This is a genomic window from Aquimarina sp. 433, assembly GCF_054054605.1.
In genome coordinates this window covers 180,307-206,201 of record NZ_JBSWZK010000010.1, presented here as the reverse complement: position 1 = coordinate 206,201, position 25,895 = coordinate 180,307, and the positions used below count along the sequence as shown (strand labels likewise).

At 34.0% G+C, this 25,895-nt stretch carries 20 protein-coding genes and 1 pseudogene; 6 read left to right on the top strand and 15 right to left on the bottom strand.

The features are described from left to right. Positions 1–134 precede the first annotated feature (134 nt). A complete protein-coding gene (locus ACWNT5_RS19600) occupies positions 135–812 on the bottom strand; it encodes an outer membrane beta-barrel protein (protein ID WP_299602681.1) in 678 nt (225 codons plus the stop codon). 194 nt (positions 813–1,006) lie between these two features. Between ACWNT5_RS19600 and ACWNT5_RS19595 the strand changes: the two genes are divergently transcribed. From ACWNT5_RS19595 to ACWNT5_RS19585, 3 genes are read left to right on the top strand one after another with little or no spacing between them, the layout of a single operon-like run. Continuing rightward, positions 1,007–1,885: a DUF4846 domain-containing protein gene (locus ACWNT5_RS19595; RefSeq protein ID WP_456518340.1), complete on the top strand. Its 879-nt coding sequence runs from the start codon at positions 1,007–1,009 to the stop codon at positions 1,883–1,885. A gap of 38 nt (positions 1,886–1,923) precedes the next feature. Then, complete coding sequence (locus ACWNT5_RS19590; protein WP_299895786.1) at positions 1,924–2,301, top strand: Na(+)-translocating NADH-quinone reductase subunit F; 378 nt, start codon at positions 1,924–1,926, stop codon at positions 2,299–2,301. Positions 2,302–2,311: 10 nt separating this feature from the next. After that, entirely contained in the window at positions 2,312–3,295 is a 984-nt protein-coding gene (locus ACWNT5_RS19585; RefSeq protein ID WP_456518339.1) for an FAD:protein FMN transferase, read from the top strand. A gap of 72 nt (positions 3,296–3,367) precedes the next feature. Here ACWNT5_RS19585 and ACWNT5_RS19580 read toward each other — a convergent pair whose 3' ends face one another. Beyond that, positions 3,368–4,342, bottom strand: coding sequence for a hypothetical protein (locus tag ACWNT5_RS19580; RefSeq protein WP_456518338.1), 975 nt, complete (start codon positions 4,340–4,342; stop codon positions 3,368–3,370). A 574-nt stretch (positions 4,343–4,916) separates the two neighbouring features. Between ACWNT5_RS19580 and ACWNT5_RS19575 the strand changes: the two genes are divergently transcribed. Continuing rightward, positions 4,917–5,519 carry an RNA polymerase sigma factor gene (locus tag ACWNT5_RS19575; RefSeq protein ID WP_299602668.1) on the top strand — a complete coding sequence of 201 codons (603 nt, stop codon included), beginning with the start codon at positions 4,917–4,919 and terminating at the stop codon, positions 5,517–5,519. An 11-nt stretch (positions 5,520–5,530) separates the two neighbouring features. On the opposite strand, the gene ACWNT5_RS19570 is transcribed toward ACWNT5_RS19575, so the two are convergent. The 3 genes from ACWNT5_RS19570 to map are packed head-to-tail and all read right to left on the bottom strand — an operon-like array spanning position 5,531 to position 7,593. Beyond that, complete coding sequence (locus tag ACWNT5_RS19570) at positions 5,531–6,295, bottom strand: class I SAM-dependent methyltransferase (protein WP_299602666.1); 765 nt, start codon at positions 6,293–6,295, stop codon at positions 5,531–5,533. Between the two features lie 51 nt (positions 6,296–6,346). Further along, a complete protein-coding gene (locus tag ACWNT5_RS19565; RefSeq protein WP_456518337.1) occupies positions 6,347–6,718 on the bottom strand; it encodes a GxxExxY protein in 372 nt (123 codons plus the stop codon). 56 nt (positions 6,719–6,774) lie between these two features. Further along, positions 6,775–7,593, bottom strand: coding sequence for a type I methionyl aminopeptidase (gene map / locus ACWNT5_RS19560; RefSeq protein WP_299895801.1), 819 nt, complete (start codon positions 7,591–7,593; stop codon positions 6,775–6,777). Between the two features lie 319 nt (positions 7,594–7,912). On the opposite strand from map, the gene ACWNT5_RS19555 reads away from it, so the two are divergent. After that, complete coding sequence (locus tag ACWNT5_RS19555) at positions 7,913–8,770, top strand: hypothetical protein (protein WP_456518336.1); 858 nt, start codon at positions 7,913–7,915, stop codon at positions 8,768–8,770. Between the two features lie 377 nt (positions 8,771–9,147). Here ACWNT5_RS19555 and ACWNT5_RS19550 read toward each other — a convergent pair whose 3' ends face one another. The 3 genes from ACWNT5_RS19550 to gpmI form a co-directional block, all read right to left on the bottom strand. Beyond that, positions 9,148–10,230 (bottom strand): FecR family protein, encoded by a 1,083-nt coding sequence (locus ACWNT5_RS19550; protein WP_456518335.1) that lies wholly within the window; start codon positions 10,228–10,230, stop codon positions 9,148–9,150. 24 nt (positions 10,231–10,254) lie between these two features. Then, positions 10,255–10,821 carry an RNA polymerase sigma factor gene (locus tag ACWNT5_RS19545; RefSeq protein ID WP_456518334.1) on the bottom strand — a complete coding sequence of 189 codons (567 nt, stop codon included), beginning with the start codon at positions 10,819–10,821 and terminating at the stop codon, positions 10,255–10,257. 454 nt (positions 10,822–11,275) lie between these two features. Continuing rightward, complete coding sequence (gpmI, locus tag ACWNT5_RS19540) at positions 11,276–12,796, bottom strand: 2,3-bisphosphoglycerate-independent phosphoglycerate mutase (protein ID WP_456518333.1); 1,521 nt, start codon at positions 12,794–12,796, stop codon at positions 11,276–11,278. Positions 12,797–13,281: 485 nt separating this feature from the next. Here gpmI and ACWNT5_RS19535 point away from each other — a divergent pair, with 485 nt between their 5' ends. Next, a complete protein-coding gene (locus ACWNT5_RS19535) occupies positions 13,282–13,662 on the top strand; it encodes an ankyrin repeat domain-containing protein (protein WP_456518332.1) in 381 nt (126 codons plus the stop codon). A gap of 69 nt (positions 13,663–13,731) precedes the next feature. Here the strand turns inward: ACWNT5_RS19535 and ACWNT5_RS19530 are convergent, their stop codons facing one another. From ACWNT5_RS19530 to ACWNT5_RS19500, 7 genes and pseudogenes are all read right to left on the bottom strand, one after another. Then, positions 13,732–14,499, bottom strand: coding sequence for a M48 family metalloprotease (locus ACWNT5_RS19530; protein WP_299602646.1), 768 nt, complete (start codon positions 14,497–14,499; stop codon positions 13,732–13,734). 169 nt (positions 14,500–14,668) lie between these two features. Further along, a complete protein-coding gene (locus ACWNT5_RS19525; RefSeq protein WP_456518331.1) occupies positions 14,669–15,154 on the bottom strand; it encodes a CAP domain-containing protein in 486 nt (161 codons plus the stop codon). Between the two features lie 52 nt (positions 15,155–15,206). Next, positions 15,207–15,932: a M15 family metallopeptidase gene (locus ACWNT5_RS19520; protein WP_456518330.1), complete on the bottom strand. Its 726-nt coding sequence runs from the start codon at positions 15,930–15,932 to the stop codon at positions 15,207–15,209. A 62-nt stretch (positions 15,933–15,994) separates the two neighbouring features. Beyond that, positions 15,995–16,543 (bottom strand): ClpP family protease, encoded by a 549-nt coding sequence (locus ACWNT5_RS19515; RefSeq protein ID WP_299602640.1) that lies wholly within the window; start codon positions 16,541–16,543, stop codon positions 15,995–15,997. Between the two features lie 218 nt (positions 16,544–16,761). After that, on the bottom strand, positions 16,762–17,997 hold the full coding sequence (locus ACWNT5_RS19510; RefSeq protein WP_299602637.1) for a gliding motility-associated C-terminal domain-containing protein: 1,236 nt from the start codon (positions 17,995–17,997) through the stop codon (positions 16,762–16,764). 373 nt (positions 17,998–18,370) lie between these two features. After that, entirely contained in the window at positions 18,371–23,860 is a 5,490-nt protein-coding gene (locus ACWNT5_RS19505; protein WP_456518329.1) for a beta strand repeat-containing protein, read from the bottom strand. 19 nt (positions 23,861–23,879) lie between these two features. Continuing rightward, positions 23,880–25,895, bottom strand: a pseudogene (locus ACWNT5_RS19500) (hypothetical protein); the annotation flags it as partial.

Genomic DNA, 25,895 nt, shown 5'->3' with positions numbered 1-25,895 from the left:
AAAATCATTGCTCAATATGTAAAAAATCAAGGCAAGGAAAAAGAATATGAAGTGTTACATAAAACAGATCAGTTAGATCTATTCTAATCTAATGCCTCGGGGCTTGCCCCGAGGATTATTTACTTGCCTTGATTTTATATTCGATATAGGACTCCGAAATAAAAATTATCTAATCCTATAGAAGTAACAAATCTATCGTTTTCGAAAGAAGAAGTACTGTTATTATCCTGATTAACTGCATTACCCTTTGTTTTTTCATATCCAATTCTTCCTATTCTTGAGGTTAAGGATAGTCTTTTATTTAAGAATAAATTGATTCCAGGGCTTAAACCAATAGCAAAGCTTTCTGTTTCTCTTTCTCCTGTGGTAGTAATTACTTGTGTATTAAAAGATCTGCTGTCTCCATTTAGTTTGGTATAAGAAGTGGCGATTTCTGAAAAAAGTGAAATTCTTTTTTTAGGAGTAAAAAAATATTTACCAGATATGCCAGCAATATAACCCGATTGATCAAATCTGGATATCGTTTCCGTCTCAGAATGTTGATTAAGATACCCCAGATTAGCACCTATCATAAAATGATCAGAAATGAAATATCCAATTTCGGGAATGATGGCTAGGTTACTAGAGTTTTGATCATTGCTAAAATAATCTATATCACTAATATATTCTGATGAGCTATTTGTTTTTGAGTAATTTATAGATCCAGAAATGGTAAAATCTCCTTTGTTGAACCCATATGTTGTTTCATCTTGAGCAATAGTATTTGAGTACCCTAGTAAAGCTACTAGGATTGATAAAATAAAAGTTTTCATTAGTCTGAAATTTAAGATTAAAATTATATTCAAATACCGGTATTGTTGCTTCTAATGACGTTTCACTTAAAATGGTGTTTGTTAATAAAATCCCAAATTTGATGGTTGTTGTTTTTTTATGTTTATTTCTGCAACGGATAGTAAATATTGGTGTTCTTTCTTAATTAGAGTGTTCTTAAATTAGTCGGTTTCGTATGAAAAAATATGTTTTTGTTGGATTGGTAATAGTTGTTTTAATTCTTTTGATTAGAACCACTTCTAAAGGTAGACATCTAACAAATCATGTAAAAGGAACAATAACAGAAATGGTTTCCTCTCCTAATTATATCAATAAAGAAGGTGATTCTGTTCTTACCCGAGTAGCGTTGCCTGAAGGTTACAAAAGGAAAGAATATTCTAAAGGTTCTTTCCAAGATTATCTACGTAATTACCCATTAAAAACTTATGGATCACCAATTATAAATTATGATGATAGTAAGTATTTTGCTCAGCATTGGCATGATGCTATTTTAGAAGTTCCAGTTCCAAAAAATGGATTGCAACAATGTGCTGATGCACTGATGCGATTAAGAGCTGAATATCTATGGAAGAAGAATCGAAAAGACGAAATAGGTTTCAATTTTACTTCAGGGCACTATTGTTCATGGAAAAAATATGCCGAAGGGTATAGACCAAAAATAAAAGGCAATAAAGTTAGCTTTCATAAAACAGCTGCCGCAAACTATTCTGAAGCGAATTTTTATAGATATTTGAATTTGATTTTCACCTATGCAGGCACCTTGTCTTTAAGTACAGAACTGCCAAAAGTTGCCATAAAGGATTTAAAAATCGGAGATATGTTAGTAAAACCTGGAACTCCTGGCCATATCGAGATTATTGTTGATCATGCTGTTGATGAAAATGGGAAATCACTCTTTTTGTTAGCGCAAGGAAATACTCCAGCGCAAAATGTGTGTTTGCTTAAAAATTTTGAAGATACCAAGATCTCTCCATGGTATAGGTTTACAGAAAATGAATCCGTATATACTCCAAGTTATTATTTTGAAAATCCAATTTTTATTAGGTTCAAATGACACTACATTTTTAGAGAGAGTAGTATCTTTGCAACATTATGTCCAGAATTTTAACGAAACAAGAGTTGCATAACCTAGCAATGAATATTGTTGGAGAAGATTTAGAGAAGAAAGGTTATGAATTTATTGCTATTAATAGCAAATTAGGAAAGCATCCGCAGTTCGTATGTATCGATAAATCTAATCAGCGCTATTTTGTAATTGTCAAAGCGATTGCGTATCCAGATAACCCTCATAATTATGATATGATTTGGATGGAAGCTTTTAAGAAACATGCCAGAGAACAAGAAGCTAAAGTGTTTTATGCTGGGGTGGGATTACAAAACTCGGAAAACCCAAATAAGCCCGTTTTTTTGAATGAAGAATATGTGTTAGAATATGCTGGACTGCAAGTTATTGAAACACATCTCAATTAATTTTTTTATAATGAGAAGCCTTCTTTTTTTATTCCTTTTTATAAGTCTATTTTCCTGTAAACAAACTCCAAAAAAACATTTAAATTATACCAATGGAAATGCCTTTGGAACTACTTTTTCTGTTCAGTTTATAGCTCCTGAAAAAATTGATTTCTCTACATCTTATGATAGTATCGTTACTGTTATCAATACTTCTATGTCTACATATCAAAGGGATTCTGATATATCTAAAATTAATAGTGGAGATACTACGATAGTGGTCGATAATCATTTTAAGAAAGTATTTCAAGCGTCAAAAAAGATATACAAACAAACAGATGGTGTTTTTGACCCTACTATAGGTGTTTTAGTAAATGCATGGGATTTTGGTCCAGAAGGGAAGATAATAGCACTAGATAGTCTTAAAATAGATAGCTTGTTAGTTTCTGTAGGATTGGATAAGGTTAGTTTACAAAATGATAAAATTGTAAAACAATACCCTAATACATTTATTGATTTTAATGCTTTGGCAAAAGGATATGCAGTAGATGTTTTTGCAGAGTTTTTAGAAACTAAAAATATAGAAAATTATTTAGTTGAAATTGGTGGCGAAATTAGAGGTAAAGGAAGTAATTTGATCAAAGAAAAGCCTTGGCGAATAGGAGTAGAGGACCCTAATTTTGATGATACTCAGTCTTATAGCAAGGTTATTACTTTACAAGAAGGAGCTATGGCAACTTCTGGAAGCTATCGTAAGTTTAAAATAGACGAAAACGGGAATCGATATGCTCATATTATTGATACTCATACAGGTTATCCTCATAAGTCTAATTTACTAAGTATCTCAGTACTCGCGAAAAGTTGTATGGAAGCAGATGCGTATGCTACTGCATTTATGTCTATGGGATTGCAAAAGACCAAGCAATTTTTAACTACCCATCCAGAGCTTAAAGTTTATGCGATTTTTGAGAATCAAAGTAAAGAACTTGAGCAAATTTCTTTTAATGATTTCTGAAAACAGTAAAAGCCATTTGATGAATTAAATATCAAATGGCTTTGTGAATTAGTAGCTAATAGCCGCTATTTATTAAAATATAATATCGCAACGTTCATAATTATTATCATCACAAGTACATTCGTGTATTGATGTTAGATCATGAATCTGAAATGTACAGTTTACATTAACGCAAAAATTTAAAGTGTAAGCTTCTCTACCATCATCGCTTACCCAACCTGTATCCTCATTTACATTGATAATAGGTGAAGGGATACCCTGAAGGTATTGAGTGTAACTTCCATTCACTCGTAAACGTAATTGTTTCGTTTTATTTCTCCACCAAATTCGCGCTGTTCTCTTTTGATGTTTTGTTCTAGCTCCAGCACCAGAGTATAAAGATCCAATATGGGTAGTCCATTGTTCTCCTTTTAGTCTTTTTCTTTTTTTCTTCCAGTATCTCTTATCACATGTTCTGTCTGCCTTATTGTTATCTGATAGGTCTACTTCATTGTAAGTATGAGTTACTTCAAAAGTTTCAATTCCGACACTTTTAAGGGATTGCTTATCCAAAAGATCAATTTGGTTTAAATTTTGGATATTTTCGAAGTTAGTTTTGTAAAGAATATCATATCTAAATTTGTAAACATCTTGTCCTATTTGAAGACATCCTTTATGGTTTACCAATGTTGCAAGAACAAGATCATCGATATTCATTCTTGCTTCTGGTTCATCTCCTTCTGTAATTTTTAGAATATCTTGGAAATGGTAAGAAGTACTATTTTTTTCGATTTTTTCATAATCATCTTCAGACAAATTATTGTAAGAAGATCTCATAGATGTAAAACTTTTAAATTGGCTTTCCCATTGATCCAATTCACTTTGATTCTTCATGAGCTTAGATATAGTTTCTTCAAATACCTCCTCTGATTCAAATACGATCATTCCATTTATTACTGAAATGCTTTTCTGATTTTCGGTGGTTTCGATAATGTCTTCATGACTACATGAAGATCCAAATACTGCGATAGTGATACATATAATCACTTTAATTAAATTACTTTTCATTGTGTAATATTTATTGGTTATAGACAAATCTAATTATATAAAAACCTAAATAAAATTTGGATGTTCACAATTTTTTGTTCATATTTTTTTTGGGGAAAATTACAACTTTTTTGTGTTGTGAAATCATTAAGTTAAGTATTAGATACTGAAAGGAGATTTGATTGTATTCATTAAGGGGATTTAATTTGCTTAAGGATGAGTTTTGAAAAACTTTGACAATTAATCGAAAAAGTAACATATGTTCACAACAAATATTCAGAAATAAAAAAGCTTTAAATATGAGCATATAGTTTAAGAATTGAAAAGCTGTCTTAGTAATTATTTTACGAATCAAAAGGCTATAACTTGTTTTAGTATAAGTTCACTCATTGAAGATTCGAGTTCCCTAATTTTGGCTTTCTTTTGATAGGTACTTCAATTAGTTTTAAGGTGTAACGCAAAAGAGATAGTATAATTAGCAACATAGTTGCTTTTTAATTCGTCTTTTGTAGAGAAGCCTACTTTTTATGTAACAATGGAACAAAAATTGATACTGATAAAATGGGGGTATTAACTAACTAATTAATTCATCAATATGGGGCAACATGATGAAAGCACTATTTTTCAAGGTATCCGAAATGGAGATCCGCAAGTCTTAAAAAGTTTTTATAACAGAAATTTTACTATTATTCTCAGTTATATTACTCGCAATTCTGGAAATGAGAATGATGCCGAAGACATCTTTCAGGATGCTTTAATTTCCTTATATCAGTTTTTAAAAAAGGAAGAGACATTACATTTGCGGTGTTCGATTCATACCTATTTTTATAGTATCTGTAGAAATTTGTGGATTAGTAAACTACGCAGAGCTGGGAAAGTTTCTTGTTGTGGAAAAATCAATGAAATTGCATTAGAGTTGGAGCCTTCCATTCTCGAAGATGCAGAGGTAAAAGAACAAGAGCAATTATACCGAAAGCATTTGTTAAGTCTTAATTGTAAGTGTAAGAATATACTTTTTTTGTTTTTTGAAGGAAAGAGCATGAAAGAAATATCTAAACTTACTAATTATTCTGAAGGGTACGTTCGAAAAAGAAAATTCGAATGTAAAGAATATTTAATTCAATTGATTGAAAATGATCCTTTGTATAAAGAATTGATATTGCCGAGTAGAAGAAATATAAGAAAAAATGTTTCTTAGAAACTGAGTTACTATTTCGAACAAACTGGTAGTATTTCTCCAGGAGCAAGACAGTATTTAACTACTTCTTCTTCAGTAAGTCTATTTGTGTAGTCAACTTCTTCTACTTTAAAACCTATGGATCTTAGTTTATCGAAATAATCTTTACCGTACACTCTTACATGATCGTATTGCCCAAAAATCTTTGCACGTTCTTTTGGATCAGTAATACTATTATCTTCGAAGGTGATATCTCTGCTAAGGTCTTGAGGTATTTGTAAAATAGCCATTCCACCTGGCTTAAGTACTCTCAATAATTCCTGCATAGCTTTGGTATCATCAGGAATATGTTCTAATACATGATTGCAAAAGATAATATCATATTCATTTGAAGCAAAAGGAAGATTGCAAATATCTGCCTTAACATCTGCAAGTGGTGAGTTTAAGTCTGTAGTAGTGTATTCAAGGTTTTTTAATCTTCTAAACCTTTTATAAAAAGCTTGTTCTGGGGCAAAATGTAAAACTTTATGTTTTTTAGTAAAAAAATCGGTTTCATTTTTAAGATATAACCATAATAATCTATGGCGTTCTAATGATAGTGTTGATGGAGAAAGTACATTTTCCCTTTGGTTACCATATCCATAAGGAAGAAATTTCGAAAAGCTTTTCTCGTCAATTGGATCCGTAAAAGTGTTTCCTTTTAAGAAAAAAGAAATGACAGGTCGAACCAAATAGCTAAGACGAATTAATATTGGTCTAGGAATGGTGTTTAATATGAATTTGAAGAGTTTTTTCATAAATGTAGAATTACGCAAAGGACACTAAGAAAACCCAAAGTTTCTCAAAGTTTACATTATAAAACGTTTTATTCCATTTTTAAGCAAACTTACATGGAAATTAATAAGAAGTCCAAGTTTATATTCTCCGAGTTTTAAGTAAGTGAGAATTTGTGCGGAATGAACATCCGTAAAATATTCTACCTTTTTTAATTCTATAACAACTTTGTTTTCTACTAAGATATCAATTCGGTAACCTTGGTCCAGTTTAATTTCTTTGTATACTACTGGTAATGGTTTTTCTTTATGGATTTTTAATCCTCTTTTTTTTAATTCATAACACAAACACTCCTGATAAGCAGATTCAAGTAAGCCTGGTCCAAGATTTTTATGAACTTCTATAGCACATCCGATTACAATTTTAGATATTTCGTCTTCTGTCATTTTTCTTGGAGATCCTTCGTGAATTCTTGGCGAATCTTTGTGAAATAATAAAAAAACTAAACTACTAATAATTCTTGTCTAAAAGCATCTTCCTCATCAGATTCAATACCTAAAGCCTGATAGATATATTTAAATGTAGAAAGTATTTCTGGTTTACCGTCAATAATCGCAACATCATGCTCAAAATGCGCACTTGGTTTTCCGTCAGCGGTTAGGATTGTCCAACCATCTCGTAATTGTTTGATACGCTGTGTTCCCATATTAATCATGGGTTCTATGGCAACTACCATTCCTTCTACAAACTTTTTGCCTCTTCCTCGTCTTCCATAATTTGGCATTTCAGGATCTTCATGCATTTTACGACCTAATCCGTGTCCTACCAATTCTCTTACGACACCATAACCAGCTTCTTCTGTATATTGTTGAATAGCATATCCTACATCGCCCACTCGTTTTCCAACCCTTAGCTCTGCGATACCTTTATACAAAGATTCTTTGGTGATTTTTAGAAGTTGTGCTACTTCGGGAGCAATTTCTCCAACTGGAAATGTATAGGCATGATCTCCATAAAAATCATTCTTAATAGCTCCGCAATCAATCGAAATGATATCGCCTTCCTCAAGTGGAGTATTATTAGGAATCCCATGAACTACTTGTGCATTCGGACTCATACAAAGTGTATTCGGAAAATCATACAATCCCAAAAAACCTGGAATCGCACCATGATCTCTTATAAACTCTTCCGCTAATTTATCTAATTGTAATGTAGTAACTCCTGGTTTTACTTCTGTTGCAAGCATTCCAAGGGTTTTAGATACAATTAATGCACTTTCGCGCATTAGTTCAATTTCTTCACGTGATTTAGTTATGATCATAGTATCCTTTGTTATGGGAAGGCAAATTTACAAAGAATATTAAGATTCAACCGATGGATCTAACTTTAATATGATTTGGTAAAATTTTCTGATATCTGGGTGTGTTAATTTCAAGGATTTGCTACTAAAATTATAAGAATTAAGATATGATGCATATTTTTTTTAAAAAAAATTATTCTTGGAATCCCTTGTGTTTAAAGACTTTTTTCAAAAAAAAGGAAAAGAAAAACATAAAAAACAAAAAAGTACGCAGCGTTTTTGAGTTTTCAGGTTTTAGTAATAGAAAACCCATTGTAAAATTCATTAAAAAAAGTAAACCATGAAAAAATTATTGATTTGTATTGTAGCTTTAGGATTAATCGCGAGTTGTGCTGTAGAGGATATGGATGATACTATAGCTATTCAGAATTCTGATAAAGAAAATTTTGAAATGTATAATAGCTTAGATGGAGCTATGGATAGTTTTGACCTAATTTCAGAACAGGCGTTTAATGAAGTTCAAGCTTCTTCTAAGAGTTCTTCTAACAGTTGCGCATCATTAGAATTATTGATTGCCTATAATGAAAACCCTATACCTGGGTTTGCAAACTATGATTACTATAGCAAGATGGTCTTAAATTATACCGAAGAACAATGTCAGTTTGATGATTGGACCGGAAGATTAGAATATTATGTAGCAGGAGTGTTTCAGGAAAAGTGGAAAGATTCTACCGTTTTTAAGAATGTAAGAGGAGATGAAGGTTATAGTTTTGATGGATATAGAGTAGCAGAACAAAATGCAGATTTAAGTACAGAAACGACAAAAGTTTTTGATGTAATTATCGATGGTGTTATTACCGAGCCTGATGGTGACTCTTACCGTTATACGGCAAATAGAAATTTTACATTCGAGAATAGGTTTACTACAGATGAAGTAATTACTTTAGAAGAATCTTCTTTAATAGAAGGGATTACACAAACCTATTTTATGAAATCTGAATCGGTTAGTGGTAATCCACTAGTGTATAAAGTAGCCTGTTTTGGTCGCCCTACTTTCTTAAAATATCCAGTACAAGGATCATTAGATTTCTCTAGTAGTTTTGGAGTTAACTTCAATATAGATTTTGGAGATGGGTCTTGTGACAAAGAAGTTGTACTCACTGGAGATAATGGAGAATCTATTGTTTTTGATTTATAATAGATAGTTTAGTTAAATTTAAGAACTGCTTGAGATTATTTTCAAGCAGTTTTTTATGCAATTTTTTTAGAAGGGTATTGAGTTTTAAATATTCTAGTATGAAGGTTTTATTATGATCTTTATTTCTCTATTCTTCAGAATTAATAAAGTGTTGTCTTTTAGAGTTTGATATCTTACAAGGAATTTATGTTGTCTAAATGGTTTAGTTTAATACACGTTCATCAGTACTTATTTGATGTGTTGGCTGTTAATGCTATTAAATGGAATACTATCTGCTAATATTTTCTAACAACACGTCTTTCTTCTATGAATAATAAGAAATGATCTTCGTTTTATTTCAAATTGATATGATGTTATTTAAAGCTTTTAAAGGCAGATTATAGATCACAACCTTTTCCTTCTATTAAGAATATGCCGTCTTTTTTAGATAACTTTAATTTCAAAGAAGCCGTTAGTTCTTTTAAGATATCTGCGATATTGTCGTCGGTAAAAGTACCGGAATATCTACAGTTAAGAATGTCGCGATTTTTGAGTATGATTTTAGCATCATAATTGTCTCCTAAGTCTTGAATAACCAAGTTTACAAGAACATTGTCATAATTAAGTTCTTTAGTTTTCCAAGCGAATTGATTTGGCGCTTTTTTGAGTGTTTTGATTCCTTTGCTATCAGCTTTCAGACTTTCTCCAGGAGCTAAATCTTTTATTTGTTTGGTTTTATTGTGTACTACTTTTGCAGTACCATGTATCAGTGTCATTACATCAGCTTGGGCATCAGAATGAATAGCAAATGAATTGCCAGTAACTTGTATTTTACAATGTTTTCCGAAAATGATAAATGGTTGATTTTCGTTGTCTTTTACATTAAAAAATACAATTCCATTAATATCCGCTCTACGAAATCCTTGTTTGGTGGCGGTGAAGTTTACTTTACTGTTTTTTCTAACTACTATAGTGCTCGAATCTGGTAGCTGATTGTATTTAGTTTTTTCTGTGGATGCGTATTTGCTGGATGCAGTGTAGGTAATTGTAATTACTCCTTTTTCAATAATTTCATCTTCCGCTTTCAGCGTGGTAACATCTACTTTATTCGGGATTTGATTTTTTTGGTCGATTTCAATAGGCTTTACTAGCGTATCGACTGTAATTTCTTTTTCATCCTTATTATATACACTGTCTACTGGTTTTGAAACGAGATTTTTGTTTTCTTTAGGAGTTGATATCTCAGTAGTGACCTCTTTTTCTTTAGTAGTTTTAATATTTTTAAAATAATAGAGAGTAAATACCCCAATGGACATCAAGAGAATAATACCAATAGCGTACCAGTAAAATAATTTTTTGTCATCTGGTTTATCCTGAACAGCATCGAAAATTTGGTCAAAATTATCCTTGGAAGACACAACTGTATCATCCTTAAATTTTGACTGTAAAAGTTCTTTAAAAAGATCTTTATCTTGTTTCATTTTATTCCTATTTCTGCCGAATAACTAATATTTTTTTATTCCTTGAGCTCTCATGTTCTCTAAAAGCTTTTTTCTAGCTCTTGTATAATTAGACCTAGAGGTACTCTCTTTAATTTTTAAAATCTTTCCAATTTCTTTATGTGAATATCCTTCTATAGCATAAAGGTTTAATACATATCTATATTGTTCTGGTAAATCATTAATAAGGTTTCTAAGTTTTTCTACGGATAGCTGTTTGGCTAATTCTTCTTGTTCGATTTCATTTAATTCATGGGTTTCTCGTTCTTCTATCAGTTCTGAATTATCTACAAGTACTGTTTTTTTCATTTTATGCCAGTGATCAATAGCACAATTAATTACAATTCTTTCGATCCAACTTCCTAATGTCCCTTGATCCTTATATCTTTTTATGTTTTTAAATACTTTAATAAAGGCTTCCTGAACGATGTCTTCTGCGTCTGATCTGTTTTTACAATAGCGCAGACTTACCGCGAGCATTCTCGGCATAAAAGTATTATATATTTTTTCCATAGCATACCGGTCGTTCTTTTTACAAGCTTTTACCAGTTTGCCTTGCTCTTGTTTATTCATGAATAAGGGTTAGTGCTTACTCTCATAAAATATAACTGAGAATTCAGGAATACGCTGCGTGTAATTCTATAGATATTTATAAAATTACTTTAAAGATACTAAAATGAGTGTTGGGTTAATAAGTGCTTTTTCATTTATCTTATGAAAACAGCGTTTCAACTTTGTTCAGATATGACTTGTCGAAAAAATAAATTCTAGAGAGGAATACTGATTAATTTTAGGGTATAATTTAAAATAATATAGTCATGAAGTATTTATACCCCTTTTTTCAGTTCAGTTTTAAAATGTGTACTAACTTTATCAATGAGCTTGCTCAAGGATCAGCGTACGCGCTAAGAAGATAAATACATTAATTAATAAAATAAACAGATATGTATTTTATCTTTAAAAAAATGTGTAAAAAATAAAGATGAGTCTGTGATTGCGAACTCATCTTTATTTTATGGATTTGTTTTTATTTTACTAACAATGTTTTTTGAGTCATTGCCTCAGGTTGTTCAATACCTATCAAGTCTAAGATAGTTGGAGCAATATCGCCTAATACTCCATCCTTTACTTTTATTTCTTCTTTATCTATCATGATCATTGGTACTGGATTAGTGGTATGTGCTGTATGAGGAGATCCATCAGGATTAATCATAGTTTCACAATTACCATGGTCGGCAATTAAAATAGTAGTATATCCATTTTCTAAACCATTTGTAACTACATCTTTTACGCACTCATCTACCGCCTCGCAAGCTTTTATGGCAGCATCCATTACTCCCGTATGTCCAACCATATCACCATTCGCAAAATTTAAACATACAAAATCGGTATTTCCTTTTTGTAGTTCCGGAACAAGGGCATCCCTAAGTTCATAAGCACTCATTTCTGGTTTCAGGTCATAAGTGGCTACTTTTGGAGAATTTCTAAGAATTCTGGATTCTCCTTCGAATGGTTCTTCTTGGCCTCCAGAAAAGAAAAATGTAACATGTGGATATTTTTCCGTTTCAGCAATACGAATTTGTTTCTTACCAGCTTTAGATAATACTTCTCCTAAAGTTTCAGTAATATTATCTTTATCATAGATAACTTTGATGTCCTTAAAATTTTCATCATAGTTTGTCATAGTTACATAATATAACGGTAACTTTTTGGTGTCGTAATCTGGCATATCTGATTGTGATAACATCTCTGTGAGTTCTCGTCCTCTATCTGTTCTAAAATTAAAGAATAGAACAACATCATTCTCTTTAATAGTTGCTACAGGAGTGTCTCCTTCTACTAAAGCGATTGGTTTTATGAACTCATCTGTAATGTCCTCGTCATAATTTTTCTGGATACTTTCTATGATGTTAGAAGAGGTCGTTCCTATACCATTAACAATAAGATCGTAAGCTAGTTTTACGCGTTCCCACCTTTTATCTCTATCCATGGCATAATATCTACCTACTACAGAAGCTAATTTACCCGTAGTCTTAGTCATATATTCTTGAATATCTTGTATATGACCAATTCCTGATTTTGGATCCACGTCTCTACCATCTGTAAATGCATGCAAGAATACATTTTCTAAGCCCTTAGAATGTGCTACATCCAATAAACCTTTTATATGATTAATATGAGAATGTACACCACCATCACTAACCAATCCTAACAAATGAACATTTTTACCATTTTCTTTTGCATAGTTTAATGCATCGATAAGAGCGGATTCATCTTTGAGTGTATTATTTTGGATGGCCATATTTATTTTAGCCAAATCTTGATAAACTATTCTTCCAGCACCTAAATTCATATGTCCTACTTCGCTGTTTCCCATTTGACCATCTGGAAGTCCAACATGAAGACCATCGGTTCGTAAAGCAGCATTTGGGTATTTAGTATATAAGCTATCTATGAATGGAGTTTTAGCATTGTCAATAGCAGAAACTTTTGGGTCTGGTGAAGTTCCCCATCCATCAAGAATCATTAGGATTACTTTTTTGTTCATTTTTCTTAAGATGATTTTGGTGTATGTTCAATTAGAAATCTCATATTATCTGAAATCAGAATAGGAAGCTAATGTACAATATAGAATAGAAGTGCCCAAAAACGGATGGTTGTTAAACCTTAATTTTTTGTTATCAATAGCGCTAATTTTCAGTTTTTTTTGAGGAAGTAATAATAGATTCTTTTCATAGATCATTAAAATAAGTAATTCATATAATTCATGGGGTTTTGATAATGATAATTTAATTTTTGTTAGATTTTAAAAAAGAGATTTATGATCAAAAGATTATCTCTTAGATTTTCTGTAGCTATTTTATCTTTAATTTAAATATGTATTATTAATAAGTTAATTTTTTAAAATATTATTAAAATTTTAAGTGAATTATTAAATAATTATCTGTAAATTAATTACTTGTAAGAAGTTAAGATGCCTTTTAGGGCTTCTAAAGTTAAATTCATTTACTAACTATAATAATTCACAACATTATGAAAAAATCAATTATGACAGTACTGATGATTCTTTTTATCAGTTCCGTAAGCTTCGCTTCAGAAGAATTACAGGTTTTGGATATTCATGACTATGAACTCACGAATAATGACATAGATCCTTTTTTTAAGGCAGTGATTAAAGGTGATTTAGAAACTGTGGCAAAAATGATAGAAGATGGAAGCGATGTAAACCTAAGAATAGGCGGAAAAACACCATTAATGTATGCAGCACGTTATAATCGAGCAGATGTTATTAGGTTATTAGTAGGAAAAGGTGCTGTTGTAGGTGCAAAAGATAATCAAGGTAATACAGCTATGAAACTCGCAGAGTTAGCAAATGCTAAGGAAGCTATGGAGGTCTTAAAAGAAATGTCTTAGGTATTCTATTTTCAAAGACAAAACTTGAATAAAAAAGCTTCGATTAGTTCTCACTAATCGAAGCTTTTTTTATTGTATACTATATTCTTCAATAGCTTCTTGTATTTTTTCGATGCGGTTATCAGGATCAGGATGCGTACTTTGAAATTCTGGAGTTCGATTAGGGCCAGCAGCTTTTTTTAGTATTTCCATAACCCCAACCATTTCCTGTGGGTTATAACCTGATTTTATCATAAATAGTACTCCTAGTTTATCACTTTCTAACTCATCATCCCTACCATTTCCGAGTAAAATATTCTGTCCAATTCCGCTAACTAATCCACCAGCGTCTGCACCAACTGAAGCTCCGGTAGAAATGGTTTTCCAGAATTCATGTTCTGCAATACGTTCTGCAGAATGTCTTCCTAAAACATGACCAATCTCATGCCCTAAGACCCCAGCCAACTGATCTTCATTTTGTAATTTTGAATATAAAGCATAAGTGATAAATATTTGACCACCTGGTAATGCAAACGCATTAATCGTATTTGGATCTGCTAATAGATGAAATTCGTATCGATAAGGAGATTCTCTAGCCATAGTATTGTCAACTAGTTTATTTCCGACATTGTCAACATAATTTTGTAATCTCTCATCTGGATATAGACCACCATGTTGTCTTGCCATTTCTGGTCCGCTTTGAAGTCCAATAGCTATTTCTTGATCGGTTGTCATATTTATATTTTGGACTCTATTGGTATATTCATTAAGTGTTTTGTTGTTACACTTTTTTATGAAAGCAAAGGCTACAATAGCCAGACCTATGAGTATTCTAATTTTTAAACCACCGCGTCTCATGGAGTTATATATTGGTTAGTATATGGCTGTTTTCTAATGTATAAAGTTACTAAATATAAAAGTTGCTTACCAATTAATGTTTTTATTCATCTTTGGTAAGCAACTACTAGAGGTTTTGTGATTAAGCTATTGAGCTTGTGTAGTGCTAACTAGCATAGCGGATGCATGGTTATCGATAAAAAAGTTGTGTATAATAGTATCTACCATTTTCATCTTTAATAGCAGCAATACCTGTATAGGTATAATTACCTTCAATATTATCTTTGTGGCCAGAACTGTTAAGCCATCCATCTACAACGCTCTGGGCATTTTGATAAAATCTAGCCACATTTTCTGCGCTGGCGGTAGCATTTTCTTGATCATTTAGAGCATCACTTCTTTGAGCAAAATCATCATGATTAATTTGCTCTACTGAAATCATGTATCTGGTATGATCAATTGCTAATTGCTCTGCGGTATTATTTTTAGATAAAGAAGATAATCCCTGACTTTGTCTATGTTGATTTACTAATGTTAAGATAGCATCTGCAATATTCAATTCATTAACAAGTTCTGAGTTTTGCTCACTTAGATTGTCAGTATCATCTTCAGAAGCACATGAGGTAACGAATGCAATAGCTAATACTACATATAAATATTTCAAAAAGGTATTCATAAGATTGAGGGCTTTGTTTTATATAACTAGTATATCATAAATTTAGTATGTGTTACAATAATTTTGGATTGATATCAAGAATGTTTTCATTCAAATATTTTTGAATGAATTTAGAAGTGAAATTGGTACTACCCATCAAAACAGCTTTTTGAAGTTCGGTTTTAATATCTAATTTTCGAAATTCTTTAAGCATAGGAACAGAACTGGGAGCATAAGAATAATGCCATGGCTCATATTTAAATCCTTTTCTTCCTTTTTTATTGGTATATACTAAATAAAAACCATAATCATTGGCGTTATGGTCCATCCAAGTTTTAAATCTGGAAAAAGGGCCTCCATTATGAAAATGTTTTTCTAAAAGAACATCTCTAGGTTGTTTTACACTACCATCTACGATATCCAAATCAGTTCCCCAATGATGTCTAGAAGTACCAGGAATCGTAGAGTATTGAATTATTTTTTCAATAGCTTTAATAGGAGAGAGGCCACTTGCTATGTATCGTTCGTATTTTCGTTCCCAAATTCTATTTTGGTGTGCATAATCTCTATAGCTAGAAACAACTTTTAGCTTTATACCTTCCCGTAAGGCTGCACTTTTCATTTTTGAGAAAGCTTGGTTGGCCTTTTTTCTAAGTTTATATCCTTCTCCTACAAGTACAGGATTTCCTTTACCCATCAGATCTTTCTTGGAGATGCTAGATTGTAGATCAGTAAAGGAAACTGATGATAAGCCTATAACTCCAAGTGCACTTACTTCAATGAATTTTTTTCTTTTCATGATGTCTAACTGTTTAAATTACCAGAAGTTATTAAAGTTGATAAAGCTTTAACTATATACAATTAAGATAGGATCCCGTCGACAATACCGTAGTCCAAAGATTCTTGAGCATCCATCCAATAGTCGCGATTAAAATCTTTCAGTACTTTTTCAATGTCCTGTCCGCAGTTGTCTGCTAAAATTTGGGCACTTAGCTCTTTAGTTTTTAAAATTTCAGTTGCCTGAATTTCTATGTTAGAAGCTTGTCCTCGTGCTCCACCACTAGGTTGATGTATCATAACTTTAGCGTTTGGTTGAATAAACCTACGACCTTTTTCACCAACACTTAGAAGTATAGACCCCATCGATGCTGCCAATCCTGTACATATGGTGGATACAGGGCTTTTTAGGGCTTTTATAGTATCATACATGGCAAAGCCCGATGTAACATACCCACCTGGACTGTTAATGTATAGTTTGATTTCTTCATCATTGATCATGTCTAAATACATCAATCTATCTATGACATGCTTTGCAGATTTATCATCAACCTGCCCCCATAAGAAAACACTACGTTCTTCTAAAAACTTCTTATCTATAATATCCTGGATTTTTCCTGATTTTTCTTTCATAAAAAATAATATCGGTTTTAAACTTTAGCTAAAATTAAAACTATTTAGAAGAAATTACGAAATAATAATCAACAAATTCAGTCTTTAAAAAAGAGAAGTTCTTTTTTTAACAAGATTTATGAAATTATATAGTTTTAGAACAAGTTTGGTTTAAATATTCCTAATCCGTACGGAACCTGTAAAATAATTATTAAACCTGTTTATGGTAAAGAAGAGTATTATCTGTTTAAGTATAAATAACCAGCTCTATCTTTAATACCTTCTACATTAAGAACATAGTAATAAGTACCTACTGGAAGTTCTTCTCCTTTTGCTATGGTAGCTCTACCTTGTGAGATGCCATTAAATGCTTCTGCAGTTTGTTGAACTTCGTGATATCCTTTTTTATTGTAAACAAGAACTCCCCAACGGTTATAGATAAAAAGTTCATTATCTGGAAATTGAGCTAAACCTTGAATAACAAAAGTATCGTTAAATCCATCACCATTTGGTGAAACAGCGGTAAAGATTTCTAAGTCGCCATCAAGGATAACGCTAGAAGTTCCAAAAGTTAGTACTGTGTAATTATCAGGTACAATAATTTCTGATGTGATCTCACCATTATCAAGATCTCCTATGAAACCTGCATTACCAAGATTAACCCATTGCCTTAAATTTGGTTCCCATCCTACAACTCTAAGATCTTCTAAATCTTCTACCAAAGTAGGAATATTGCTGTTAGCATCCCAAGTTAACGTAACTCTGGTTTCTTGATCACCATCTACATCCCAAAATTCGAAAATGCTTATACCAAATAGTAAGTCACCGAATTCGTTAGTGTCAAAACTTTCAGAAAAGAAGTTTGGGAAATTAGGATTTTCAAAATAATATGCTGCTTTTGCTGTATTAGTAGCAGCAAAACTTTCGATACGAGCAGGTCTTAAACGAAAATCATCACCAATTGGAAAAGTAAAATCTAACTCTCCTGTAATGGAAGCATAACCATCTACATAGCGATCGTTATTTTCTCCTAGGTAAGGAGCGTCGTCTAAATAATCTAAGGAAACATCTCTTTGATCTCTAGGAGTAATTACTCTACCATTTGTAAATTCTTGGAAATTTGAAACTCCCATAGCAACTTCTAGAAACAAGTCATCTTGTACATCAATCTCAACATCATTAAATACAGGTCTGTTTGTTCCAGATACTGTTAAACTGTTTTGATTGTAAAAACCAGTAAATCCAGCATTTTGATCAAAAGTACCATCGTTCTCCAAGTCCATATGGAAACCCACTTGACCTTGATCATGTATTTGTACATTTCCAAAATTGTGAAAAGATTGTTGAGCTTGAGCTAAGAAACTAGCAAATAAAAAAGCAACTATGTAGAATTTTTGTAGGGGCATCAAATTCAAAATATTGTTTTTACGGGTTAACCGTAAAATTGTTACTGCGAATATAAAAAAATTATTCATACATAATAATTTTTTGCTAAAAAATTTTCCCAAAAGTATCGTTGAAATGCAATTTATTATCGACGAATGGTTTTTATGACACGATTAGCTGTTTTGAGCCTACTTTTAGTCTTACAAAAAGTCTGAAAAACATATTATCCTAACAAACTATAATTTAGTTTGATTGACAGATAAATTGATCATAAATTGGTAATAAAAAATGAAGAATTCTGGAGTGTTTTAAAGCCCTGAATTGTATTTTTTAGTGAGTATGTTACATTGATGACGATGTTTATGCATAGTGTTTTGGTGATCTCAATTTTTTAGTTAATAAGGGTTCTATAATGTTTACGTTTTGTTTTTTTGATATAATAGTTAGAGTAAATCGGAATTGTTAGTTAGGATTTACTCTATAGGTTATTTTTCTATTAGTTATAACGGTAGCTCCTCCTACGATTGTTCCATTTCCAAATTCTGAGGTGGAGTTTGATAAAGTTGCTGTCGAGGTTACTAAGCTCCCTATTGGGATTGCTGAGGATAAAGGTATAATGATGTTAAATCTATTTGTGGTATCGGTACTTCCATCAGCATCATTGTAAAGCGATACGTTTGTATCAGAGTCAGAACCACCTCCTTCAACTCCAGAACCAAGATATATTTGTCCTTCACCATAATCCTGAGTAAGCCCAAGTTGATTATCTCCAGCAGTAGCTGTACCTTGATTAATATCGGTTAAAAAGACTTCTATGGTAGCTCCAGGTCTAGACCATCCAACTATCCTAAGGTTTGTTCCAGATATTGTTACAGACTGCAAAATGGGGAAGTTAAGACTTCCGTTAGGCCCTGCATCCACATCACCTGCATCATTAAGAGTAACTCCATCATTGGCTATATCGATACCTAGCGCATCTGAAACAGTTCCATTTGCAAAAATAGAATTTTGTGATATAAGATTTCCGGAAGTTGTACCACCTGATACAATTATTCCAGCGCCTGCATTATTGGTAATAATATTATTAGTTACGGAAGAATTGCTTTGTACTAAATTGATTCCACTGAGATCGGTACATCCGCCTCCGCTATTACTACCAGATGTAGTAATTGTATTTTCAGAAATAACTACATTTCCTTGGTTATCAAAAATTCCAGTAGCTGCAGAGCCATCAATAAGATTGTTTCTAATGATAACACCGCTTCCGTTTGCAATTCTTACGTTATATTCACAGGCTCTAAACCCATTATTCGTAATGTGGTTATTTTGTATTATTGATGAAGTTCCTCCATTAACGGAAATTCCGAAATCTGTATTGGAAGCAATATAATTACCGTCAACAGTAACCGTTCCTCCACTTATTTCTATTCCATCATCTTGATAACTTCCAACACCTACTGTACCAACAACTCCTAAAGCATTTACTCCTAATAAATTTTGAGTAACTAAATTTCCTGATCCAGAATCCTGGCGAATACCTCTTAGGTTTCCACCATAAATTGATAAATTTCTAATTACCAAATTAGAGGCTTGTAATCTAATAATTTCTCCTCCATCTCTTCTTATCTGAATTTCAGGCAGATTATAGTTTGGTAAAGTAGTAGCAGATACACCAACGTTTGTGCCACCTGATCCAACGGTTCCAGCATTTGTATCACCGGAATAAGCCGTTTGAGTTCTTCCATCTATATGTGTTGAATCGTCGGTAATAATATCAAGTGGGTTTGCATTAGGTAAGTTGATATCAAAGAATCCCGTGGCAAAGTTTGCATCTGCTGTTCTACCTAATGGATCACCAGTAGGAGGTATCATAAAGATAGATACGTCTTCACCTGCAGCAGGATCGAATATACTATTCGTCTCAATATCTAATCCTGTTTCATCTAAATTATTAGCATTTATTACAAACTGACCAAGAGAACCTTGTCCTGTAGCATTGGTATTTACAATAGTGTTAAAATTGAAACCAAAATCTACATCTACAGCACCTTCATTGGCTATTGTAATCGTAGATACAGTTTGAGCACCTAGAAGGGTTCCAGCAGCAACATCTTCATTGGCAGGATTAGCTCCACCTACTTCATTGGTTACAGGACTTAGAGTGCTGGATGCAAATGTTGATTTAAAAGTTTGAACAGGTAAACAATTGGCACACGCAGTTCCTCCTCCTCTTGTAGAGTTTACAGTATTATTAACGACACGTAATGAGTAGGTTCCATTGGCCATTCCTCCAATATTGTAATCTCCGTTAGCGTCTGTAATGTCAGAATCAACAAAAGTACCCGTATTATCATATAGTTCTACTAATACACCTTCGATACCAACACCAGAAGAAGTCGCTAAATCCCTTCCAGGGCCACCTGGATAATTAATATCTTCGAAAACAGTTCCCGTTATTAGGTTACTAGGCACTTTTAATAATACAGAATTAAGTATTACAAAGTCTCCAGCAGTCTGGACATTTGTAGTTGCGGTAGTTTCACCTTGTGCGATAAGTGATGAAATATCATAAGTGTCTAAATCAAAACCAAACAAAGAAGAATCATTAATTACTGGACTGGCAGTATCATCATAAATGGTAGAATTAAATACATTCGCTAGGGTAGGTGAGTTATTACCATCTCCTGTTAAATTAGTGGTTCCCGCCCCAGTGGTTACGGATATAATTTCGTTTCCAGTTCTTGTCGGATCTCCTTCCCAAGATAGTACAGAAGTTTTGGATCCAGACGATCCAATGGCAAAGAAACCATCAAGAGTGTAACTCGAAGTTACTACCGCTCCTGTTCCTCCTCCCTGTGCGTCGAAACCATTATACATATTAATACTTACAGCTGGTAGGGTAGGATTGGTATAGAAAATATATAAAGACCAACCTCCAAATACAACCGATCCACAATATGTAGTGCTGTTATCGATTACTAAATCGGTAAATGTATAAGTTGCAGCAGAAGGATCTGGTAAACTAGTAACTATAGAGGTTACATCACTAACCATCCCATAGTAAAAACCAAATGCTGTATTAACTACATCTGCGGTAACAGATTGCCCTTGAAATGTAACTACATCATCAGCAGCCAAACCAGAGTGTCCCCAAGTTAAATAAGCTCTTTCTATTGTAGATCCAGCTAAAATTGGAGTTGTTAAAGTATTGGAAGAAGAGGTTGTTATCGAACAAGGGTCTACACCTTCATCTGCTGTTCGTAATGTACCTGCAGTAAGCGCATAGTCATAATAACCATTAAAATCTTCGAAAAGAGTAAGAGGAACATCATCTCCAACAGCTGCATCTCCATCATCTAGTATAGTTCCTACACCATTTATTAATCCTACTAAAGGGGAAGTAGAATTACTTAAATTAACAAAGAAAGTTTCTGTGTTTTCTCCGAAAATATTGTTGATTATAGGCACTGTGATTGTTTGTACTTCTCCAGAAGTTCCAGAAAAGTTTAATGTTCCTGTTGTATTTACAAAGTCAGAATCAGCATAAGCAGTGTCATCTAACGTAGCATAGTTTACAGAAAATCCACCAGGTACATTTGCACCTGTGTGAGTAGCAGTAAACGTTGCAGTACCAGCGTTTTCATTAACAGTAACATTATTAACTGTTACAAAACTTGACGAAGAACTACAAGATATAGTAGCTTGCCAACCATTTCCAGTAACAGAACCATCCGAGTCAAAGATAAAAGTTAAACATCCTGAAGGATCCGTTGATACTATCGAGGTTGGGATATTACCATTATCATATGTGTCAATCAGTGTGGTGGTGGATGTACCCTCATATACTTGTAAAAAGTCAAAGCCAGTTTCGACATCAAAAGAAGTGAAATTTAATACGATTGAACTTCCTGGAGTATCAGGGCAAATAGTATAGGTAATTGTTTCATTATTGTTATACTGCCCGTTAATCGATCCACTATCTACGAAAATTCCACTACAGGTATTATCGGTTACTGTATCTGTTATAATAAATGGTGCTTCATCATCAATAATGGTACCTAAACCTTGATTGTCTGTAATTGTTACTAAAGAATTACTAGAACTAATAAGGTTTATAAAATAAGTTTCTGTTCCTTCTACATCAATATCATTTATAATTGGAATAACAATGGTTTCAGTTTCTCCACTTGTTCCTGAAAAGGAAAGTGTAGGGTTAGGGGATCCTGTTCCTGTAAAATCACCAGGAGAAACTGCTGTGTTACTAGCGGTCGCATATTCTATGGTAAATCCTCCCGAAATGTTTCCTCCACCTGAATGTGTAACTGTAAAGGTTGCGGTTCCAGCTGTTTCATTAACAGAAATATCGTTAATACTTATATTAGCATCATCATCATCAGTAATAGTCCCAATTCCTTGAGCATCTGTTAGTGTAACTGATCCAACACTTGGGTTACTTAGTGTTACTAAAAAGTTTTCTGAATTTGGCTCTACAATATTATCATCAATGATAGGGATTGTAATAGTTTCAGTTTCTCCATCAGTACCGGTAAAGCTTATAGTAGGGTTTGGAGTTATAGTAGCAGTGTAATCACTAGGTGCAGTGGCCGTGTTGTTTGAAGTAGCGTATTCAACATTAAATCCACCAGAGACTGAGCCTGTAAGAGTAACAGTGAATGTAATATTTCCTGCATTCTCATTAACAGATACATCGTTAATACTAATTCCTGCATCATTATCTTCAATTGTTCCTAAACCTTGATTGTCTGTTATTGAAACAAAGCTACTACTAGGGTTACTTAAATTGACGAAATAAGTTTCTGTGCCCTCTATATCCGTGTCTTCTAAAATAGGTACAGTTATGGTTTCGGTCTCTCCTAAACTTCCGGAAAATGTTAAAGAACCACTGGATGCAGTATAATCATTATCCGCAATTGTAGCAGTATTATTTGCAGTGGCAAAATCTATAGTATACCCACCTGGTAAAGAACCTCCTGAAGAGGTTACGGTAAAGGTAGCTGTTCCGTTCGCTTCACTTACAGAAATATCATCGATCGTTATAGATATTGCATCACTGGCATTGATTGTTCCAATTCCTTGAGAGTCTGTTATAGTTACTGAACCATCACTCGGGTTACTTAGATTCACCGAAAAAGTCTCTGCAAGTTCAGCTAATGTGTCATCCAAAATAGGAATAGAAATGGTTTGAGTTCCTAAGCTAGTTCCAGTAAATGTAATAGTACCTGAGGTACTACCATTAAAATCTGCTGCTACTGTAGATATATTGGTAGTACTATAATCAATAGTAAAACTTCCTGCAGTAGTTCCTCCAGAATGAGTAACTGTAAGATCTAGAGTTCCTGCATCTTCATTGACAGCAACGTCGTTGATGGAGACTTCTGGTGTAGACCCAGTTGCAGTAATAAGAACATTATCAATAAAAACAGTTTCACTGCCTCCCCAGTTTCCACTATTAGAAAAGAAAAGTAAGGATGAACTTGCGTTTATATATGCTGAAGGGATATTAAAACTTAAACTTCCAGTAGCTGCTCCACCAGTAGGAGTGGCTACAGCTAGATCATAAAATCCGGTAGCAGTATTCAAAAAGAATGCACCAACACTTTCATTTCCACTACTTCTGTTATAATCAAATGTTAATACTGCTGCAGAATATGCAGATAAATCTACATCTCTAACAATAAATAGGTTACTTCCTGAATCAAAATTTCTGAAGCGTAACTCATTACCACTAATTAGTATTCTACCTCCTGTGGGATCAGTTCCGCCGAAATCGTTTTCCCGCCAATCTCCATTCCAATTTTGAGTTCCATCATTTCCAGAGTAGTTTGTTGGGTTGAAATCATCCAAAAAAGTATCCTGACCAAACAAATGAATGTTTGGTAGTGCTATTAAAAGCACTAAGAACAGGTAATATGTTTTGTGTGTTAAATTCATTAAACCTTCTCTAACTTAATTACCTTACAACGAAAACTACATTAATCAATGAGTTAAAGTCAGAAGGAGTACCTATAATGTCATACGTCATAACTCCATTAGCATCGATCGCTACATTCGCAAATACTGTAGGGTCATAAAATGTAACGTAATAATATAGTTCATTTGCTGCGTATGTTGGTATGGCACCTGGTGCACCTGCACTTGATGCAGAAGTAGCAGCATTTGCTAACGTAAATTGGTCTATATACTGTTGATATAAATTAATGCTTTCATCTCCTGGTGCAGCTGGATTTGCTGATAATACACTCGCATCGATCGCGATAGATGGAGGATAGAATATTCTTGCCGCTTTAGACGTGATAGGAGCTATATCCTGAATAACGTCTTCTACTGTTGCCTCTGTATTACCATCTCCATCAACATCTACAGGAGTGTCAGAATTAACTTCTGATGCTGTCTGATCATCAGTGTTATCCAAGTAAGTCGATAGATCGATCGCTGGAGTAGGGGTTGGGTCTCCAGTTAAGCTTAAAATATTTCCAGTTAATGAAAGATCTTGGTCATCAGTTGCAGGATCTCCTGCAGGTCCTTGCGGCCCTGTAACTCCATCAGTTTGTATAACGACACCAACTACAATTTGTGAACCTCTTGCAGTTCCATCATCAGCAATAGTTCTAAAGGTCACTCTATCTGTTTCTACTAACGATAGCGGTGTGATATTAACTATACTAGAAGTAGCTGAGGTTACAGCAATTGTTCTACCAGTTCCTACTCCATTAACATACAGCTCTATAGTTCCTGTTGCTGCAGTTCTACTTGAGAAAGAAAGCTTAGTAGCTACTGACTCATACCCTACAACTACACCAGATTGACTTGTAGCACCGTTACCAAATGAGAACTGGAATCCTGAACCTGTCCCTACATTTAATCCTCCACTTTCTTCGGCCCAGATAACATCTAAACCACCACCACTTGGAACACTTCCTGTAGGTCCTTGTATACCTTGTGCACCAGTAGGTCCTTGTGCTCCTTGAGGCCCTTGATTACCTTGCGGTCCCTGAAGTCCTTGCGGTCCTTGCGCACCTGTAACACCTTGATCACCCTGAGGTCCTTGCGGTCCTGTAACACCTTGTATACCTTGAATACCTTGTGGTCCTTGCGCACCCGTTACACCTTGGTCACCCTGAGGTCCTTGCGGTCCTTGCGCACCAGTTTCTCCTTGTATACCTTGAATACCTTGTGGTCCCTGTGCACCTGTTTCTCCTTGTATACCCTGAATACCTTGCGGTCCTTGTGCACCCGTTACACCTTGGTCACCCTGAGGTCCTTGCGGTCCTTGCGCACCTGTAACACCTTGAATACCTTGTGGTCCTTGGGCACCTGTTTCTCCTTGTATACCTTGAATACCTTGTGGTCCTTGTCCACCTGTTTCTCCTTGTATACCCTGAATACCTTGCGGTCCTTGTGCACCAGTTTCTCCTTGTATACCTTGAATACCTTGTGGTCCTTGCGGTCCTGTAACACCTTGTATACCCTGAATACCTTGTGGTCCTTGTGCACCAGTTTCTCCTTGTATACCCTGAATACCTTGTGGTCCTTGGGCACCAGTTTCTCCTTGTATACCTTGAATACCTTGTGGTCCTTGTGCACCTGTTTCTCCTTGTATACCTTGAATACCTTGTGGTCCTTGTGCACCTGTTTCTCCTTGTATACCCTGAATACCTTGCGGTCCTTGTGCACCTGTTTCTCCTTGAATACCTTGAATACCTTGTGGTCCTTGCGCACCCGTTACACCTTGGTCACCCTGAGGTCCTTGCGGTCCTTGCGCACCAGTTTCTCCTTGAATACCTTGAATACCTTGTGGTCCTTGCGCACCCGTTACACCTTGAATACCTTGAATACCTTGTGGTCCTTGCGCACCAGTTTCTCCTTGTATACCTTGAATACCTTGTGGTCCCTGTGCACCTGTTTCTCCTTGTATACCCTGAATACCTTGCGGTCCTTGTGCACCCGTTACACCTTGGTCACCCTG

Excerpts from the sequence above, each read along its gene's own strand:
- ACWNT5_RS19550 (WP_456518335.1), bottom strand. The coding sequence starts at position 10,230 with ATGAAACAAGATAAAGATCTTTTTAAAGAACTTTTACAGTCAAAATTT.
- ACWNT5_RS19590 (WP_299895786.1), top strand. The coding sequence starts at position 1,924 with ATGTCCAGAATTTTAACGAAACAAGAGTTGCATAACCTAGCAATGAAT.
- ACWNT5_RS19505 (WP_456518329.1), bottom strand. The coding sequence starts at position 23,860 with ATGAATTTAACACACAAAACATATTACCTGTTCTTAGTGCTTTTAATA.
- ACWNT5_RS19535 (WP_456518332.1), top strand. The coding sequence starts at position 13,282 with ATGAAAAAATCAATTATGACAGTACTGATGATTCTTTTTATCAGTTCC.
- ACWNT5_RS19600 (WP_299602681.1), bottom strand. The coding sequence starts at position 812 with ATGAAAACTTTTATTTTATCAATCCTAGTAGCTTTACTAGGGTACTCA.
- ACWNT5_RS19570 (WP_299602666.1), bottom strand. The coding sequence starts at position 6,295 with ATGAAAAAACTCTTCAAATTCATATTAAACACCATTCCTAGACCAATA.
- ACWNT5_RS19525 (WP_456518331.1), bottom strand. The coding sequence starts at position 15,154 with ATGAATACCTTTTTGAAATATTTATATGTAGTATTAGCTATTGCATTC.
- map (WP_299895801.1), bottom strand. The coding sequence starts at position 7,593 with ATGATCATAACTAAATCACGTGAAGAAATTGAACTAATGCGCGAAAGT.
- ACWNT5_RS19530 (WP_299602646.1), bottom strand. The coding sequence starts at position 14,499 with ATGAGACGCGGTGGTTTAAAAATTAGAATACTCATAGGTCTGGCTATT.
- ACWNT5_RS19510 (WP_299602637.1), bottom strand. The coding sequence starts at position 17,997 with ATGAATAATTTTTTTATATTCGCAGTAACAATTTTACGGTTAACCCGT.
- ACWNT5_RS19545 (WP_456518334.1), bottom strand. The coding sequence starts at position 10,821 with ATGAATAAACAAGAGCAAGGCAAACTGGTAAAAGCTTGTAAAAAGAAC.
- ACWNT5_RS19585 (WP_456518339.1), top strand. The coding sequence starts at position 2,312 with ATGAGAAGCCTTCTTTTTTTATTCCTTTTTATAAGTCTATTTTCCTGT.
- ACWNT5_RS19575 (WP_299602668.1), top strand. The coding sequence starts at position 4,917 with ATGGGGCAACATGATGAAAGCACTATTTTTCAAGGTATCCGAAATGGA.
- ACWNT5_RS19595 (WP_456518340.1), top strand. The coding sequence starts at position 1,007 with ATGAAAAAATATGTTTTTGTTGGATTGGTAATAGTTGTTTTAATTCTT.
- ACWNT5_RS19565 (WP_456518337.1), bottom strand. The coding sequence starts at position 6,718 with ATGACAGAAGACGAAATATCTAAAATTGTAATCGGATGTGCTATAGAA.
- ACWNT5_RS19520 (WP_456518330.1), bottom strand. The coding sequence starts at position 15,932 with ATGAAAAGAAAAAAATTCATTGAAGTAAGTGCACTTGGAGTTATAGGC.
- ACWNT5_RS19580 (WP_456518338.1), bottom strand. The coding sequence starts at position 4,342 with ATGAAAAGTAATTTAATTAAAGTGATTATATGTATCACTATCGCAGTA.
- gpmI (WP_456518333.1), bottom strand. The coding sequence starts at position 12,796 with ATGAACAAAAAAGTAATCCTAATGATTCTTGATGGATGGGGAACTTCA.
- ACWNT5_RS19515 (WP_299602640.1), bottom strand. The coding sequence starts at position 16,543 with ATGAAAGAAAAATCAGGAAAAATCCAGGATATTATAGATAAGAAGTTT.
- ACWNT5_RS19555 (WP_456518336.1), top strand. The coding sequence starts at position 7,913 with ATGAAAAAATTATTGATTTGTATTGTAGCTTTAGGATTAATCGCGAGT.